15 protein-coding genes are annotated in these 15,868 nt (G+C 57.8%); 4 read left to right on the plus strand and 11 right to left on the minus strand.

Going from position 1 to position 15,868, the window contains the following annotated elements:
- Positions 1 to 54 precede the first annotated feature (54 nt).
- From AC3ISI_RS15985 to AC3ISI_RS16010, 6 genes are all read right to left on the minus strand, one after another.
- Entirely contained in the window at positions 55 to 951 is an 897-nt protein-coding gene (locus AC3ISI_RS15985; RefSeq protein WP_489332797.1) for an allantoinase PuuE, read from the minus strand.
- Between the two features lie 52 nt (positions 952 to 1,003).
- Positions 1,004 to 1,867 (minus strand): MurR/RpiR family transcriptional regulator, encoded by an 864-nt coding sequence (locus AC3ISI_RS15990; protein ID WP_489332798.1) that lies wholly within the window; start codon positions 1,865 to 1,867, stop codon positions 1,004 to 1,006.
- Positions 1,868 to 1,904: 37 nt separating this feature from the next.
- Entirely contained in the window at positions 1,905 to 3,140 is a 1,236-nt protein-coding gene (locus tag AC3ISI_RS15995; RefSeq protein ID WP_489332799.1) for a cysteine desulfurase-like protein, read from the minus strand.
- A gap of 21 nt (positions 3,141 to 3,161) precedes the next feature.
- On the minus strand, positions 3,162 to 3,896 hold the full coding sequence (locus AC3ISI_RS16000; RefSeq protein ID WP_489332800.1) for an amino acid ABC transporter ATP-binding protein: 735 nt from the start codon (positions 3,894 to 3,896) through the stop codon (positions 3,162 to 3,164).
- Positions 3,893 to 4,570, minus strand: a complete 678-nt coding sequence (locus tag AC3ISI_RS16005; protein WP_489332801.1) for an amino acid ABC transporter permease — start codon at positions 4,568 to 4,570, stop codon at positions 3,893 to 3,895. The genes AC3ISI_RS16000 and AC3ISI_RS16005 overlap by 4 nt, the downstream gene beginning before the upstream one ends.
- Positions 4,571 to 4,634: 64 nt before the next feature.
- The gene (locus AC3ISI_RS16010; protein ID WP_489332802.1) at positions 4,635 to 5,411 is read right to left on the minus strand and encodes a transporter substrate-binding domain-containing protein; all 777 of its coding nucleotides are present in this window, start codon (positions 5,409 to 5,411) and stop codon (positions 4,635 to 4,637) included.
- A 240-nt stretch (positions 5,412 to 5,651) separates the two neighbouring features.
- On the opposite strand from AC3ISI_RS16010, the gene AC3ISI_RS16015 reads away from it, so the two are divergent.
- From AC3ISI_RS16015 to AC3ISI_RS16030, 4 genes are all read left to right on the plus strand, one after another.
- Positions 5,652 to 7,655 (plus strand): DUF1302 domain-containing protein, encoded by a 2,004-nt coding sequence (locus tag AC3ISI_RS16015; RefSeq protein ID WP_489332803.1) that lies wholly within the window; start codon positions 5,652 to 5,654, stop codon positions 7,653 to 7,655.
- Between the two features lie 213 nt (positions 7,656 to 7,868).
- The gene (locus AC3ISI_RS16020; protein ID WP_489332804.1) at positions 7,869 to 9,167 is read left to right on the plus strand and encodes a sialidase family protein; all 1,299 of its coding nucleotides are present in this window, start codon (positions 7,869 to 7,871) and stop codon (positions 9,165 to 9,167) included.
- Positions 9,164 to 9,775, plus strand: a complete 612-nt coding sequence (locus tag AC3ISI_RS16025) for a hypothetical protein (protein WP_489332805.1) — start codon at positions 9,164 to 9,166, stop codon at positions 9,773 to 9,775. Before AC3ISI_RS16020 ends, AC3ISI_RS16025 begins: the two co-directional genes overlap by 4 nt.
- Positions 9,776 to 9,807: 32 nt before the next feature.
- Positions 9,808 to 11,844, plus strand: coding sequence for an LTA synthase family protein (locus AC3ISI_RS16030; protein WP_489332806.1), 2,037 nt, complete (start codon positions 9,808 to 9,810; stop codon positions 11,842 to 11,844).
- Between the two features lie 37 nt (positions 11,845 to 11,881).
- Here AC3ISI_RS16030 and AC3ISI_RS16035 read toward each other — a convergent pair whose 3' ends face one another.
- The 5 genes from AC3ISI_RS16035 to AC3ISI_RS16055 form a co-directional block, all read right to left on the minus strand.
- A complete protein-coding gene (locus AC3ISI_RS16035; RefSeq protein ID WP_489332807.1) occupies positions 11,882 to 12,799 on the minus strand; it encodes a LysR family transcriptional regulator in 918 nt (305 codons plus the stop codon).
- 68 nt (positions 12,800 to 12,867) lie between these two features.
- Positions 12,868 to 13,623, minus strand: coding sequence for an SDR family oxidoreductase (locus AC3ISI_RS16040; protein WP_489332808.1), 756 nt, complete (start codon positions 13,621 to 13,623; stop codon positions 12,868 to 12,870).
- A 59-nt stretch (positions 13,624 to 13,682) separates the two neighbouring features.
- Positions 13,683 to 14,363 carry an alpha/beta hydrolase gene (locus AC3ISI_RS16045; protein WP_489332809.1) on the minus strand — a complete coding sequence of 227 codons (681 nt, stop codon included), beginning with the start codon at positions 14,361 to 14,363 and terminating at the stop codon, positions 13,683 to 13,685.
- A 151-nt stretch (positions 14,364 to 14,514) separates the two neighbouring features.
- Positions 14,515 to 15,468, minus strand: coding sequence for a GlxA family transcriptional regulator (locus AC3ISI_RS16050; protein ID WP_489332810.1), 954 nt, complete (start codon positions 15,466 to 15,468; stop codon positions 14,515 to 14,517).
- Positions 15,469 to 15,532: 64 nt separating this feature from the next.
- Positions 15,533 to 15,730, minus strand: a complete 198-nt coding sequence (locus AC3ISI_RS16055; RefSeq protein ID WP_489332811.1) for a hypothetical protein — start codon at positions 15,728 to 15,730, stop codon at positions 15,533 to 15,535.
- Positions 15,731 to 15,868 lie beyond the last annotated feature (138 nt).

Here is a 15,868-nt window from a genome sequence, read left to right on the forward strand (position 1 = left end):
GATTCTGCGGGGCAACGCCGTGCATTTCAACTTTCTGCGACCACGGCCACGCCCTTAACTGCGCTCAAGCCAGGCACGAGCGATTTCTTCACGCGTGGTAAACCAGACACCGCCGTGTTGCTTGGCATACTCGATGAACTGCTTTATCGCCCTCACCCGCCCGGGACGTCCCACCATGCGTGGATGCAACCCGATCGACATCATGCGGGGTCCTTCAGCGGACTCCTCATAAAGGACCTCAAAGCTTTCTTTCATGTACTCGAAAAAGTCAGATGCCTGGGAAAGCCCCGGCGAGTTCCAGTAGCGAAAATCGTTCACGTCGGCGGTGTAAGGCACCACGAGGTGACGCTGCCCCTCGACCTCGACAAAGTAGGGAACATCGTCGTTGTAGGCATCGGAATCGTAGAGAAAGCCGCCCTCTTCCACCACCAGACGACGGGTGTTGACGCTGGCGCCATACCGGCAATACCAACCAACAGGACGCTTGCCACAGGTGCGCTCGAATGACTCGATCGCCAGGCGCATGTGTTCACGTTCCTGCTCTTTGGTCAGGCGAAAAACTTCCTCCCAGCGATAGCCGTGGCTGCAAATTTCATGACCACCGGCCACCGCCGCACGTGCGACATCAGGGTTTTGCTCAAAGGCCACTGCGCACGCATGAAACGTCGCACGAACCGATTGCTGGTCGAGGATATCCAGAATTCGCCAGATTCCGACGCGCGAGCCGTACTCATACATCGACTCCATGGCCAGATTGCGTGTGCCGTCGGGTATTGAATAGCTGCCCCATTCGGTCATCGACTCCTGGTCCGGATCGCCCATGGCCAGCGAGCGTTCAGAACCTTCTTCGTAGTTGATAACCAGGCTGACGGCCAAACGCGCACCATTGGGCCAAGTGCCTTGGGGGCGTTGTTTACCGTAACCGATCAAATCGCGGGCAGGTGAAACCATCGGGATATACTCCTGAAATTCTGGCTAATGGATAAATGGCGCAAACCGGGGTTTAACAGTCGATATCGGTTAACCGGTCATGACTCAGGGAGCCCCATTCGCGGAAGGCCAGCCCCATGGCCAGGGTTTGTGCAATGCAGAACGACGCCGTGAGAGAACGAAAGCCCAGCAACTCGGCGTCGTTGACCTCAATGACCGTATCGGCCATCTGCCCGATAGGGCTCAGAACGCTGTCAGTGATCGCAACCAGCGTCACACCCGCTTCCCTCGCCAGACGACAGGCCTCAACGGTGTCATGGGCGTACGGCGGGAAGCTGACGGCGATCAACAAATCATCATCGGCAATGGCACTGACCTGCTCGGGCAACGTGCCGCCAGCGCCGCTGATGTGCACGGTGCGCTGACCGACGCGGCTCAATGCATAGCTGAGGTACGCGGCCACAGGAAAAGCGCGGCGCATGCCGATGACGAAGGTGGTCCGAGCGGCTTGCAAGTGGGCGATAGCCGCTTCGATATTGACCTGTTCGCCGCCCTCCGCCAGATGCTCCAGAGAAACGATATTGGCCTGGCTGAACTCGCGCAAAATCCCGCCGACATCACTCGGGTCTTCCAGCAACGTCTCACCACCGTAGTGGCGGATTCGCTCGCTATAGTGGGTGTCGGCAGCCTGTTGCAGCGGTGCACGGAACAACCGCTGCAAGTCCTTGAAACCTGAAAAGCCAAGGGCCTGAGCCAGCCGAATATAAGCCGAAGGTGCGATGCTTGAACGCTTACCCAATTCGGCCACCGTGCTCAGTGCGATCTCTTGCGGGTTGTCGATCAGGAATCGTGCAGCATCGCGCAAACGACCTGTCAGTTGTTCGTGCTGGGCCGCGATACTGTCACGCAGCTCTGCAAGGGTTTGAGGTAAGGCCATAGGGAAGGCTCGTAAAAATTAACAGAGTGTGCGTCGATCAACGTAACGCCGTGATGGCTTGATCCAGCGCCGTGATGAGCCGGTCGACTTCTTCCAGCGTGTTGTAATGCGCCAACGACACCCGCACGACCCCGCCAAACCGGTCAAGCCCAAGGGCTTCGATAAGGCGCCGTGCATAGAAGTCACCAAAGCGGATACCAATCCGGTGCTCATCGACCCTGCGCACAACAGCCTCGGACTGAACACCCTCGACCACAAAACTGATCGTTGGCACTCGATTGCGTGTATGGGGCTTGCCAATGATTCGAACGCCCTCACGGTCACGTAAAAAGGCTAGCAGCCGCTCGGCAAGCAGATCTTCCTGCACTTCGAACGCATCAAAAGCAGCCTGCATGCGTTTGCGCTCGCTGCCTTCTGCACCAAGCCGGGTGCTGACGTCGAGCAGGTAATCGCAAATGCCGATGCAGCCGAAGGACAACTCATAGTTGACGTTACCGGGCTGCAATTTGTAAGGCACTACCTCCTGGCCGATAAAGAAATGGTTGAGGCTCGGCATCTCCAGCAACAGATACCGACGTCCCCACAGCACAGCAAAGTGCGGACCGAAGGTTTTGTAGAAGCTGTAGACGTAGAAATCGGCGCCGCTGGCCTGCACATCAACCAGACGGTGTGGCGCATAAGCGACGGCGTCCACGCACAGCTTGGCGCCAACTGCATGGACCCGCCGCGCAACCTCGGCCACCGGATTGACCGAGCCGAGAATATTCGAAGTGTGGGTCATGGCCACATAACGGGTTTTGTGATTGAGCAAGACCTGCAGGTCATCCAGTTCAAGCTCACGGCTTTCAAGGTTGACCTGCCACACCCGCAGGGTCGCACCACGGCTTTCGCACAGTTTGACCCATGGGCCGATGTTGGCCTCGTGATCACAATTGGTGACGATGATTTCATCGCCCACAGCGATGGACGGGGCGATGGCACGACACAGTATTTGCAGCAAGTGAGTGGTCGAGCCGCCCATGATCACTTCTTCGGGATGCTCGGCATTGATCAACTGCATCACCGCGTGACGCGCCTGCATCACGCGCTCGCCAGCATCGACAGAAGGTTGGTAGGAAGCGCCCAGTTGCACGCTGCTGTTGAGCAGGTAATCACTGATGCGCTCAGCCACGGCACTCAGCACCATCGAGCCACCGGCGTTGTCCATGTACGCATAACCGCCGGCGAGACCTGGAAATTGCTTGCGAACGTAATCAATATCGAGAGGATTCACTCTACTGTTCTCCAGTCAGATTCAATGATGCAGGATGGCCTGCAGGAATGCTTGCGTGCGGGGTTCCTGAGGTGCGGTAAAAAATGGTTCCGGGATGTTCTGCTCAACAATGCGTCCGCTTTCCATGAAGATCACCCGGTCGGCGACCCGACGGGCAAAGCCCATTTCATGTGTGACCACGACCATCGTGACGCCGGAACGCGCGAGGTTTTGCATGACATCGAGGACCTCTCCAACCATTTCCGGGTCCAGTGCCGACGTCGGTTCGTCGAACAGAATCGCCCGTGGTTCCATGGCCATGGTGCGGGCGATGGCAACACGCTGCTGCTGGCCGCCGGACAATTGACTGGGGTATTTGTGCGCGTGATCGCCCATGCCGACCTTCACCAATAACTCTTTGGCCCTGGCATGCGCATCACGCCGGCTCAGACCGCGCACGCGGATCGGCGCCAGCGACACATTGTCGAGCACAGTGAGGTGCGGATAGAGGTTGAAGCTCTGAAAGACCATGCCCACTTCACTGCGGATGGCGGCCAGTCGCGGACCGTTTTCAACCCGCTCACCGGCCACGCGGATATGGCCTTGCTGGTAGTTCTCCAGCAGATTGATGCAGCGGATCAAGGTCGATTTTCCCGAGCCGGACGGGCCAAGAATGACCACCACTTCGCCTTCTTCAACCTGCAGATTGATATCGCTTAACGCCTTGAAGTTGCCGTAGTACTTGTCGAGTTTTTCAATGTCGATCAATGTGCTCATGCGGTTTTTCCCCCAGAGGCGTTACGACGCTCGACCCAACTGACCATTTGCACCAACGGCAACAGCAGCAACAGATACAACAAGGCGGCCCCTACCAGCGGTGTCGGGTTGGCTGCCAGTGCCTGCGCCTGGGTGGCCTGCTTCAGCAAGTCAGGCATCGCTACCACCGAAGCGAGCGCCGTATCTTTCATGACGTTGATGCAATTGCTGGTCATGGGCGGCATTACGATGCGGATGGCCTGCGGCAGAATGACGTCGCGCATAGTGTTGAAGAAACTCATGCCCTGAGAGGCCGACGCTTCGAACTGGCCACGGGGAATGGCTTCGATGCCCGAACGAAAAATCTCCGCGCTGTAGGCGCATGAGACCAGCGAGAGCGCACTGGCGGCGGCGGCAAAAGACGACAGTCGAATGCCGACAAAAGGCAGCGCGTAATAGATGAGGACCAGCAAAACCAGCAGTGGAATGGAGCGCATGATATCGATGTAGATACGCGCAAGTGCTCGAACAGGTGCGTAGGAGTACAACCGCAGCAATGCCAGAAAAAGCCCGCCCACCAAGCCCAGGGCAATACTCACCACCCCCAGCAAAATGGTCACGCCCAGACCGCGCATCATCAGCGGAAGCGACTCGACGAGCACGTTCCAGTTAAAAAACGTCTGCAAAAGATCCATGGGTTACCTCGGTCAATACAAGTGGCGAACTGGCGTCGCCACTTTCACGCATTATCGGCAAGGCTTACTTGAGGACAGCGGTTACCTGCAGGGTGCTCGAATCTTTACTGGCTTCGGTGCCGAACCACTGTTTGTGGATTTTTCCGAGGGTGCCGTCTTCTTTCATCTTGCTGATGATGTCGTTGACCTGATCGCTCATTTCCCAGCCTTTAGCGTGCATCAGCGAATAGCGTTCGCCGGTGGGAATTCGCGCAACGATGGAATACTGCGGCTTGTCCTTGATGTAGTAGAGCACTGCCGGAATGTCGCTGAGGTAGCCATCGATTCGCCCCGACCCCAGATCGAGCATGGCCGGAGAAAGCCCTTCGTAACGCGAAACATCGGCGAACTTGTACTCGTCCTTGTGCTGGCCTATCCACATGTCACCTGTGGAGCCGGTATCGACGCCAACAACTTTGTCGTTCATATCGGCCAGGCTTTTGACCTTGGACGTGGTCAGTGCGGTGAGGGACTGGTCGCTGTCAAAGTAAGGCTGCGCAAAGGCTACCGATTCGAGACGTTTCGGGGTGATGGTGATGGATGAAATAGCGATGTCGACGCGTTTGGACTGCACGGCACTGAACAGCCCGTTGAAAGGAATGTTGACGAACTCGACGCTTTTTCCGGCGCGCTTGGCCACCTCATTTACAACATCGACTTCGAAGCCGACAAACTCACCTTTGGAATCCTGAAACTCCCAAGGCACGTTGCCAACGTTAGCACCTACGGTCCAGTCAGCGGCCCAGGCTGGCAGAGAAGCTGCGGCCGTCATGAACAATCCCAACATCACTTTCGCTTTCATGTTTGCTCCCGATTGTTTGTTTTTTTAGGTGCTAACAGCGGTTGATCTCGTATAACGCGGGATCGAGACTAAATCAGTGGAATATTTATTTCAACACCGCTGATACGTGAATTTTTTACTCCATAGCCATGTTCGGTACCTTAATCCGTTAAAAAATGTCATCCAGGAAAGCGTGGGGAACAAGGGAGCGCGGGAATGCCGCTACGCTTGTAAAAAAATATAAGTAGGCAGGGACACGCAATGCCCAACAATAAGCTTCAAGGGTTCACGGTTTCGCGCTACACCTTGCTGGCTTCGGCCATCCTCGCGGCTTCCATGCCGACCGCCCAGGCGGTTGAGCTGGATACGGGCAATCCGGACTGGACCGCGCGTTTCGATAACACCGTCAAGTACAACTATGGTGTGCGCACCGAAAGCGCCGACAAGCGCATGCTGGGAACCCCGAACAACAACGACGGCGACTACAACTTCCGCAAGTCCGGCACCAACATCAGCAACCGTGTCGACCTGTTGACCGAGATGGACGTGGTCTACAAGAACGCCATGGGCTTTCGCGTCAGTGCGGCCAGCTGGTACGACAAGGCGTATGACAACACCGGTTCCAACTCCAACCCCTTCGTTAACGGCAATGACTCACGCTCAGGTCTGGTCGCCAACGACCCACGTCTGGCCGCCGTCACCAACGACAACGTCGGCTTTGGCAGCTCGCACTTGAGCAACTACGCCCAGCGTTACTACAGCGGCCCGTCGGGTGAAATTCTCGATGCGTTCGTGTTCTACAGCACCGAAGTGGGCGAAGAGTCTTTGTTCAGTGCCAAGGCCGGTCAGCACAACGTATTCTGGGGCGAGACCATTCTCAACCCGGTGCACTCGATCAGCTACGGCCAGTCCGGCCTCGACCTGGCCAAACTGGCAGCGTCGCCGGGCACGGAAGCCAAGGAGCTGTTCGTTCCGCGTAACCAGTTGTCGATGACGTTCACCGTTAACCCCGAATTGACCGTGGGTGCACAGTACTTCCTGGATTGGGACGCCGCTCGCCTGCCTGAAGCAGGCACTTACTACGGGGGTTCCGATCTGGTGGGCTTTGGCGCCAAATCGTTCCTGTTGGGCAACACCAACGCCGTGGTTCCGGGGAGCCCGCTGGGTTGTGGCCTGGCATCGTGCAATGCGTTGACCAATGTGCGTCGCGGTCATGACCTGGATCCGCACAACAGCGGTGACTGGGGCGTAATGGCCAAGTGGTCGCCGGCTTGGCTGGACGGAACGCTCGGTGTCTACTACCGCGAAACCTCGGACATCCTGCCGCAAGCCTGGCTGGATGCCAGAGGCATCTCCTCGGCCAACCCGAATGGCACCCGGCCAGCCGGGCAAGTGCCGGCGCTGATCAACACGCTCAACTCGTTGAACACCGCCACCTATCAACTGGCCTATGCCGACAACATTCAGATTTTCGGCCTGAGTCTGTCCAAGGATGTCGGCGTTGTGAGTGTGGGTTCGGACCTGAACGTGCGTCACAACATGCCGCTGGCCAGTATCCCGGCCATCGTCAGCACCACCAGCCCGCTGAGCCTGGGCCAAGGCCTCGGCCTGTTGCCGGCGCGCACCGATGCCACGGGGGTGATCTACGACACTCCAAGCCGCGGCGACAGCATGAGCGCTACCGGTGACACCTTGCACTGGACGATTAACGGTCTGATGCCCCTGCCAAAAACGTCGCTGTTCGATTCGGCAACCCTGCTGGCCGAGTTGTACTACAGCAACCTGCTCAAGCTCGATGACAAGAACGAAGCGCTCTACAAGGGCAAAGGCACCTATCACGGCGTCGACCAGTCGACCCGAGACAACTGGGGCCTCGCGGTCAATTTCACACCGACCTGGTACCAGGTGTTCCCCGGTGTTGACCTCAACGCGCCAATCTCCGTCAACGTCGGCCTCGCCGGCGTGTCACCAGTGTCCGGTGGCGGTGCGAAAGACACCGGCAACTATGCGTTGGGCGTCGGTGCCATCGTGTACAACAAATACTTTGTCGACCTGAAGTACGTGGACGCCTTCGGTCAAACCGACAAGTGCAATACCAGCGGCGTGAGCACAGGCCCGAACGGAGGTGACGGCTCCACCCCGAATGCCTTTAGCGGCAACGAAAACTACGCCTGCTATGCCGGTGGCTACTCGTCCTTCTCCGGAGTGGGTGCAACGATTGAGGATCGTGGCGCCGTGTACCTGACGATGAAAACCACCTTTTGAGTCCAGCGCTGCGACCAGCGGTCGAGATGCCTGAGGAGAATCCTCGACCGAAGCGCAAACCATCTAAGCTGGTAGTTTCAGCGATTCAATCAGTCTTTGTTCAGTACGCTATATACAACTGCTTACAGATTAGAAATTCATAAAGTCCGATCTTGTACTGGCGAGTGTTAGCTTGTGCGCTTTTTCGGGCCATGAGAGGCCAACGCCCTAATTATGCGCATAAAGCTCCCCAGTATTCCGGCCCTCGGTGTTTACCTTGCCCTGGCGTGCCTCTTCGCGGGTGCATGGATCACCCACCCTGCCCCCAAACATTCCTCCTTTGCCCTGACAAGCCCGGCTTTGGCTGGGGCCGATGAAACGGCCAAGCCCATTTATACCAGCCGTTTCGCCTCCTCCGGACTGGTGGACTTTGTGCATTCCTCTGCGGTCACTGCCTTGCCTGACGGTAGCTTGATGGCGGTCTGGTTCGCCGGCACTCGCGAAGGCGCAGCCGATGTGCAGGTGCGCTCCGCCCGTTTCAACGTGAGCACTGGCGAGTGGGGGGCGGAACAGGTCATGGCGACCCGGGAATCCACCCAGCAAAGCACTCGAAAATACATCCGCAAACTGGGCAACCCGGTCGTTGCACTGGCGCCTGACAATCGCCTGTGGCTGTTCTTCGTCTCCGTGTCCATGGGCGGCTGGGCCGGTAGCGCGGTCAATGTGATGGTGTCAGATGACTTTGGTGTGAATTGGTCGGCACCGCGTCAATTGATCACTTCACCCTTTCTGAACATCAGCACCCTGGTCCGCTCGGCACCGGTGTTCCATGTCGACGGTTCCATCGGCTTGCCGGTCTACCACGAATTTCTGGGCAAGTTTGCCGAGTACCTGTACTTGAGCGCAGACGGTGAAGTGATCGATAAATACCGCATCAGCCACGGCAATAATTCATTGCAACCCGCAGTCGTTCCACTGGACGGTCAACGCGGCATCGCCTTGTTGCGCTATGCCGGCGACACCCACCATCGAGTCCTGGCGAGCCGCACCGAGGATGCCGGGCAAACCTGGAGCGAACCTTATCCGCTCGATCCTTCGAACCCCAATTCCTCGTTGGCGGCCGTTGCGACGCCCGATCACGGGTTGCTGGTAGCGCTCAATGACCTGCAAGAGGGGCGCTTCAAGCTGAGCCTTTATCTTACCGATGCGAAAATGGACGATTGGCGCTTGGTGCGCGACCTGGACAAATCACCGGATCCAGAGGGCGATCCGTATTCACCCCTCGCCTACAAGGAACTCATCGGGAAAGAGTTCCGCGATTCCAGTGGCAAGCTCCGTCAACCGCTGGAGGCGCAATTCCTCGACAACCTCGACAAACGCGTGTGTAAAAGCGAAGGGTGTGAGTTTGAATATGAATACCCATACTTCATCCGCAGCCCCGACGGGATGTATCACTTGGTTTATACCTGGAACAACACCTTCATCAAACACGTCTCCTTCAACGATGCCTGGCTGTCGGAGCGTCTCAAATGATTAGTTTGTGGCAAGCCCATGCCAGCTTCGCGATGATCATCTTCCTGGTAATGCCGTCGTTTGGACTGAACAAGGGCTGGCGCATTGCGCTGTTGCTGGCATTGCTGGCCGCCAGCTTCATACACCTGGGCGAGGTGTCGGCGGCCGCTTACTTGCGCAGCCATATTGATGACCTTGCGATCACCTCATTGGTGTTCATGGGGTGGGGCTGTTTGCGTCGGCTGGGAGTGTTGCCGCCTGCGCAGCAAAGTTACATCGGTGTATTGATCCTCTTCGCCGCCATGGCCTTGCTGCTGTACCCGGCAACCCTGGGATTGAGCGATCTGGACCCTTACCGTCGGGGCTTTAGCCCGCGCCCCCTGTTGTTTGTCGTCGCACTGCTGACGTTAAGCCTGTTTTACCTGCGCAATTACCTGGCCGTCGTGTTGTTGGCCAGCGCGACCCTGGCCTTTATCGCCGGGATCAAACCTTCCCACAACTATTGGGATTACTTGATAGATCCGTTGCTGGGCCTGTATTGCTGCCTCGCATTGCTGGTGCTGGGGGCGCGCTGGGTGTATCGCCGGGTCATCACGCAGCGCGGCCCAATGCGAAACAAATCCGTTTGAAATTTAACGAAATTTTTATTAGGGAAACATCGATGGGTTGGCTGAAATCGAGACGTTTGCATTACTGGCTGGGCGCAACAGCGATCGCGTTTGTGCTGTTTGCACTGCTGCGGGTGGTGTTCTTTTTCGGCTTTTCCGGTTTCGACGCCAAAGCCCTGAGTGACGATAATGCCGTCCTTGAAACCCTGGGCATCGGCTTTCGTTTCGACTTGCGCCTGGCCATTCTGGTCATGCTGCCACTGGCGTTAATGGCCTGGATTCCTCGCTGGAACCTGATCAGCAGCCGCCTCGTTCGCCGCATCGCCCGGGTGTATCTGGTCGTCGTCCTCAGCGCTATCCTGCTCATCTACATCATCGATTTTGGCCATTACGCGTACCTCGGCGTAAGGATCAACGCTACAGTGTTGCGCTTCATTGAGGATGCGCAAATATCCCGTGATATGGTCTGGCAAACCTACCCGGTTATCTGGATTTCATTGGGTTGGCTGGCAACCGTCGCGTTCGTGACACTGGCGCTGGTGCGTCTGGAGCGCGTCACGCTGGACCGTCCACGCAAAGTCATTCACCGGCTCTCCGCGACCTGGGGTAGCGCGTTGATGGTCGTGCTGGTGCTGTTGGGTATTTTGGGGCGTGTCGAACACTTGAACCTTGAAAACCCGGTGCCGCTACGCTGGAGCGATGCGTTCTTCTCGGGCAATAACCAGGTCGCCGCACTGGGCCTGAACCCGGTGATTTTCTTCTACGACACCGTCAAGGTCGGCCAGTCCCGCTATGACGAAGCAAAAGTACGCGAACTTTATCCGGTCATGGCCAACTATCTGGGCGTCGACCAACCCGACCCGCAGACCCTTAACTTCGTCCGCCACCAGGCGCCACAGCCCTACAAAGTACCGGGCTCGCGGCCACCGAACGTAATGTTTGTCATGCTTGAATCACTAGGCACTAGCGCCGTCGGGGCCTATGGCAATCCGATTAATCCGACACCCAATATCGATCGCCTGGCGACGCAGAGCTGGTTCTTCAAGCACTTCTATGTGCCGGTGACGGGCACCGCAAAAACCGTCTGGGCCAGCATCAGTGGGGTGCCTGACGTTACTCGACAAGACACCGCGACGCGTAATCCACTGATCACCAACCAAAACACGGTGGTCAATGCCTTCACCGGCTACGAGAAGATCTACACCATTGGCGGTAACTCCGGTTGGGCCAACATGAATGCCTTGATCAAACAAAGTATCGACGGCGTTCACCTGTACGACGAGCGCGACTGGAAATCTCCAGTGGTGGATGTCTGGGGGATTTCGGATCTGGACCTGTTCAAGGAAACCGACCAGATCCTGCAAACGCTGCCCAAGGACAAACCGTTCTTCGCCTATGTACAAACGGCCGGAAACCATCGTCCCTTCACGATTCCAAAGAGCAATGACGGATTCGAGGTCAAGCACCCTACTCTGGAGGAAGTCCAGGCCGCAGGCTCGCGCAGCGTCGAGCAATACAACGCCGTGCGCTTGCTGGACTTCAACATCGGACGCTTGATGGAAATCGCCAAGGCCGGCGGCTGGTACGAAAACACCATATTCGTGCTGTTTGGTGACCACAACACCCGTATCGCCCAGATCCCGTACCTGGCACCGGCCTATGAGCAACTGGGCCTGGAAAGCAACGCGGTGCCGATGCTCATCCACGCGCCAGGCATGATCGGGACGCGCAAGGTCGAGGACGCCGTTGGCCTGGTGGACTTGCTGCCAACCGTGGCGGGTATGGCCGGCCTTGAGTTTCGCAACAGCGGCATGGGCCGTGATATTCAGCAGCCCGCGCCCGAAGGCGAACGCGTGGTGCCATTAGTGTTGCGCGAAGGCACGTTCCCGTTGATTGCCGGCGTGACTCAGCACTACCTGGTACAGATGGAACACGACGGCAGCTCACCAACTCTCCATGACCTGGCCTCGCCGACGCCGCTGGACAACGTCGCCGAGCAACACCCCGAAGAGTTCAAGCGGCTGTCAGCGTTAACCCGTGCCATGCATGAAACCTCACGGTTGATGCTGTACCAGAACGTGCGCAAGTAACGGTTTTCCCGCGTCTATAGTGCCAATAGACGCGGGCCTACCCAGCCATCCGCACATCGGACGCAGGCAGAAGGTGCGTGGCCATGAAATCGACAAATACTCGCAGCTTTGGCGACCGATAGGGGCTGGCCGGCCAGACCGCGCGAAAGGTACCGGTATGCTCGACATATTCAGCCAACACCTCAACCAGTGTGCCTTCGGCAAGTTGTCGCTGGCAGGCAAGGTCCGGAATACACACAATGCCCAGGCCCGCTTCAGCGAGCGCAATCAAGGGCTCGACGGTGCTTGAAATGGTCATCACCGGCACCACCACTTCCTCACCGTCATGGGCGGCACGCAGTGGCCAGCGCTCCAACTTGCCGTTGCTGGGGAAGCGATGATGCAAGCACGAATGATCGACCAGGTCTGCAGGTTTGAGCGGGATACCGGCACGCTTGAAATAGGCCGGAGATCCCACCAACTTGAGCTGGTAGGTGCCCAGGTTGCGGGCAATCAGCTGCGAGTCGGCAGCCTCCCCGGCTCGCACCACTACATCAAAACCCTCGTTGACGATATCGACCAGGTTGTCGGAAAAATGCAGGTCGAGTTCGATCTCGGGATAGGTATTCATGAAGGCCGTGAGTGTCGGCATCATCAGCCTGCCGGTCAGCGGCAAACTCACCCGCAATCGGCCGCGGGGTGCACCACGGTTTAGTGCAAGTCCCGCTTCTATGGTTTCCAGCTCGTTGAAAATTCGCTGGCTCCCGTCAAACACTTGCAGCCCTTCTTCGGTCAACTGAATGCTGCGCGTACTGCGATGAAACAAACGCACACCCAAACGTTGCTCAAGCCGTGCCACTGCCTTGCCAACGGCTGATGATGAAATCCCCAGCTGATTTCCGGCCTCGGTGAAGCTACGGGTCTGCGCGGCACACGAGAAGATTTTCAGGGTACTGAGGTTATCGAGATCGTTCATGCGAGGCAGGTCCCTTGGTTGAGTCGGTGGGTAACGACGCCCGCACACAGGCAGGCGCCGCAGGGTGCTCACTGGGCGTATAGCGCCACCAGCTGTGCGTTGAACTCCGTGACAAAGTCGTGTTCATCCGGTCCGACATTAGCGCGCAACGGCTTGGCGCGTTCGACCAGAATTTCCTTCGCCTCAGTGCCCAGCACCGCTATCGTCTCGGCAATAAACTCATCTAATGGCATCGCCAGTTCCGCTTCGGAGCTATTCATCAACTCGGTTCGTACCCAAGGCGGCGCGATTTCCAGCACCTTGACCGAGGTATTGCGCAGCATGAAGCGCTGTGACAGTGCATAAGAATGCAGTGCGGCCTTGGTGGCGCTGTACACCGCCGTCAGCGCCATGGGCACGAAACCGAGCACTGAGGTGGTGTATGCCACATAGGCATCATCAGCCTTCTTGAGGTGCTCGATCAGCGCCGAGGTCAGGCGAATGGGCCCCATAAGGTTGGTGGTAATGGTCGACACTAGCAATTCGTCATCCACGTGGCCGGCTGCAGTGTCCGGCAACATGATCCCGGCGTTATTGATCAGCACGTTGAGTTGCGGGAATTCGCTGATCAACTGCATCGCAACCTTGGCAATACTGCCTGGATCGGTAATATCCAGCTCGACCGCATGCATGCCCGGGTTGGCCGCAACGACGGCTTCCAGATGCCCCTTGCGTCGACCGGAGATAATCACCTGGTTGCCCAGTTTGTGTAGCGCTTCAGCCAGCCCACGGCCGATGCCAGAACCGCCGCCGGTAATAAAAATGGTGTTTTGAGTGAGTTTCATGGGTGAGTCCTCTGGGTTTGCACAATTGAATGGCGTAAACAATTGAAGGGAAATGCCGGTTATCGGGCGGCGCGAATCACCAGCTCGGCGACCGCCGCAGGCATGGAAATCATTGAGCAGTGGCCCGCATCGACATAGTCGCTGACAGCGCCGATCTTCTTCACCAACAGCTCTTGAAGAGCCGGGGCAATGGCGTTATCAAGGGTCGCCACCAGATACCAGCTGGGCTTGTGCTGCCAGGCGGCCTGGGTGAGCGGCGCGGTGAGGGCTTCTACCGAGGTCGCACGCTGGTTTTCAAACAGCTGACGCTTCTCCTGCGCGCTCACATCCTGAGCAAAGCCTTTATAGACACCCTCGTGAGTGAGGCTCAACGAGCCCGCCTGGTCCATGCGGATCTCGTCACTCATTAGCGACGGCTCGGCCAATGCGGTCAGCCCCAGCGCTGATTCGCCAACATCAGGGGTAAAGGCGTTGATATAGACCAGACCCGCCACCTTGGGGTGGACACCGGCCTCGCTGATGACGGCACCGCCATAAGAATGGCCAACCAGCAACAAGGGGCCGGGGGCGGCGGCGATGGCCCTGGACACCACGTTGGCATCTGCCGCCAGTGACGTCAGCGGCAGGTTGACCGTGGTCGTGCTCAGGCCAGCTGCTTCGATCAAGGCGCGCGCCTTGTTCCAACTGGTGCTGTCGGCCCAGGCACCGTGTACAAGAATGACGTGTTCAATAGTGCTCATGGCATCTCCTGTTTTCGGGTAGACGGGCACGTAGCCCGTGCTGTGAATTCAGGGTCTATGCTAGGCGTGAGCTAAAAAGCACATGGGTCAAAATACCGACGATTCGGGCCATTCGATGACCAGGCGCGAGCACCTCGAACCTTGGCGTGGCCTAACCCGAAATCGGCTCTTTCACCGGTTCGGCGGCACTGCGCAGCGATTGAGGCGACTGCCCGTACACCCGCAAAAAGGCGCGACGCATGCGGTCACGATCACCAAATCCGGTTTCCGTGGCGATGGTGTCGAGGGAGTGACGCCCCTGTTCCACCAGCAAACGAGCACTTTCCAGACGCAGGTTCTCGATAGCTTTGGCGGGCGAGCTGCCGGTTTCGGTACGGAACAATCGGCTGAACTGGCGTGGGCTCAGGCAAGCCGCGTCAGCCAGGTCTTCGGCGCGCAAGTCGCGACGTAGATTACGACGGGCAAAATCGAGCGCGAGCTGCACCCGCTCAGACGTCGGATTGAGTGCCACCAATTGCGAGTGCTGCGATTGGCCACCGCCCCTGCGGTGATAGAGCACCAGACTCTGCGCCACGCTGCGGGCGATGGTTGCACCACAATCCTTTTCGACCATGCCAAGAGTGAGGTCCAGCGCTGCCGTCATGCCGGCAGACGTCCATATCTTGCCATCGACGATAAAGATTCGATCTTCCTCGACCTTTATCGCTGGAAAATGGCTGCGCAACTCCGCCGCCCGCCGCCAGTGCACCGTCGCGCGTCGACCGTCCAGCAAACCGGCCTCCGCCAACGCAAAAGCGCCCACACACAACGAACCCAAGCGCCGCGAGCGCTGTTCGACCTCCACCAGGAACGACAACACACCCGGTGGTGTCGCTGAGCGGTCCATGGTGCCCGCCACCAGTACAGTATCGAACGATGAACCGCTGAACGCCTCGGTACAAACTGACGCTATCAGCGAACTTGCAACCAGTCCGCCGTGTTCTGAAAGCACATGAATGTCATAGCGTTTTTCGCCAGCCGCACGATTGGCAAACTCGAATGCAGAGAGCGCAGCCAGGCTCATGATCTGAAAGTCATCTCGCACCACCAAGGCTACTTTCTGCACGGTGATTCACCCTTGCTTTAAATGATCATTGTCCCAGATGGCTTTTCGCGCGTTGACCGGGCCGTCAGTTGAGATTCATGAAGGTGACCGGCACCCATGAATAGCCGGTGTCTTCCTTGCGCAGACGCCCAAAGCCCGGGAACGGCATATGAGCACCACCGACCAGGGTTTTGTCCGCTGCCAACTTCACGAAAAGGTCTTCGCGGGTCTTGATCGCGGTCGGTCCGTCAGCGTCGAACGCGATACCGATTTCGGGATGCATCAACGGCACTGGCTGTTGATCTTAGTTCAGCATTCGACCGGTCGTATTGAAAAACGCTGCCAACGCCGAGCCCGTCGATTACGGAGCAATCCGTCCAGAGAGTGCGGATCGTTGGCCCGTTTTTCTATTTTCGCGGCT

The organism is Pseudomonas sp. GL_139_B, from assembly GCF_057834475.1.

Excerpts from the sequence above, each read along its gene's own strand:
- AC3ISI_RS15990 (WP_489332798.1), bottom strand. The coding sequence starts at position 1,867 with ATGGCCTTACCTCAAACCCTTGCAGAGCTGCGTGACAGTATCGCGGCC.
- AC3ISI_RS16025 (WP_489332805.1), top strand. The coding sequence starts at position 9,164 with ATGATTAGTTTGTGGCAAGCCCATGCCAGCTTCGCGATGATCATCTTC.
- AC3ISI_RS16015 (WP_489332803.1), top strand. The coding sequence starts at position 5,652 with ATGCCCAACAATAAGCTTCAAGGGTTCACGGTTTCGCGCTACACCTTG.
- AC3ISI_RS16040 (WP_489332808.1), bottom strand. The coding sequence starts at position 13,623 with ATGAAACTCACTCAAAACACCATTTTTATTACCGGCGGCGGTTCTGGC.
- AC3ISI_RS16055 (WP_489332811.1), bottom strand. The coding sequence starts at position 15,730 with ATGCATCCCGAAATCGGTATCGCGTTCGACGCTGACGGACCGACCGCG.
- AC3ISI_RS16045 (WP_489332809.1), bottom strand. The coding sequence starts at position 14,363 with ATGAGCACTATTGAACACGTCATTCTTGTACACGGTGCCTGGGCCGAC.
- AC3ISI_RS15985 (WP_489332797.1), bottom strand. The coding sequence starts at position 951 with ATGGTTTCACCTGCCCGCGATTTGATCGGTTACGGTAAACAACGCCCC.
- AC3ISI_RS16010 (WP_489332802.1), bottom strand. The coding sequence starts at position 5,411 with ATGAAAGCGAAAGTGATGTTGGGATTGTTCATGACGGCCGCAGCTTCT.
- AC3ISI_RS16030 (WP_489332806.1), top strand. The coding sequence starts at position 9,808 with ATGGGTTGGCTGAAATCGAGACGTTTGCATTACTGGCTGGGCGCAACA.
- AC3ISI_RS16000 (WP_489332800.1), bottom strand. The coding sequence starts at position 3,896 with ATGAGCACATTGATCGACATTGAAAAACTCGACAAGTACTACGGCAAC.
- AC3ISI_RS16035 (WP_489332807.1), bottom strand. The coding sequence starts at position 12,799 with ATGAACGATCTCGATAACCTCAGTACCCTGAAAATCTTCTCGTGTGCC.
- AC3ISI_RS16005 (WP_489332801.1), bottom strand. The coding sequence starts at position 4,570 with ATGGATCTTTTGCAGACGTTTTTTAACTGGAACGTGCTCGTCGAGTCG.
- AC3ISI_RS16020 (WP_489332804.1), top strand. The coding sequence starts at position 7,869 with ATGCGCATAAAGCTCCCCAGTATTCCGGCCCTCGGTGTTTACCTTGCC.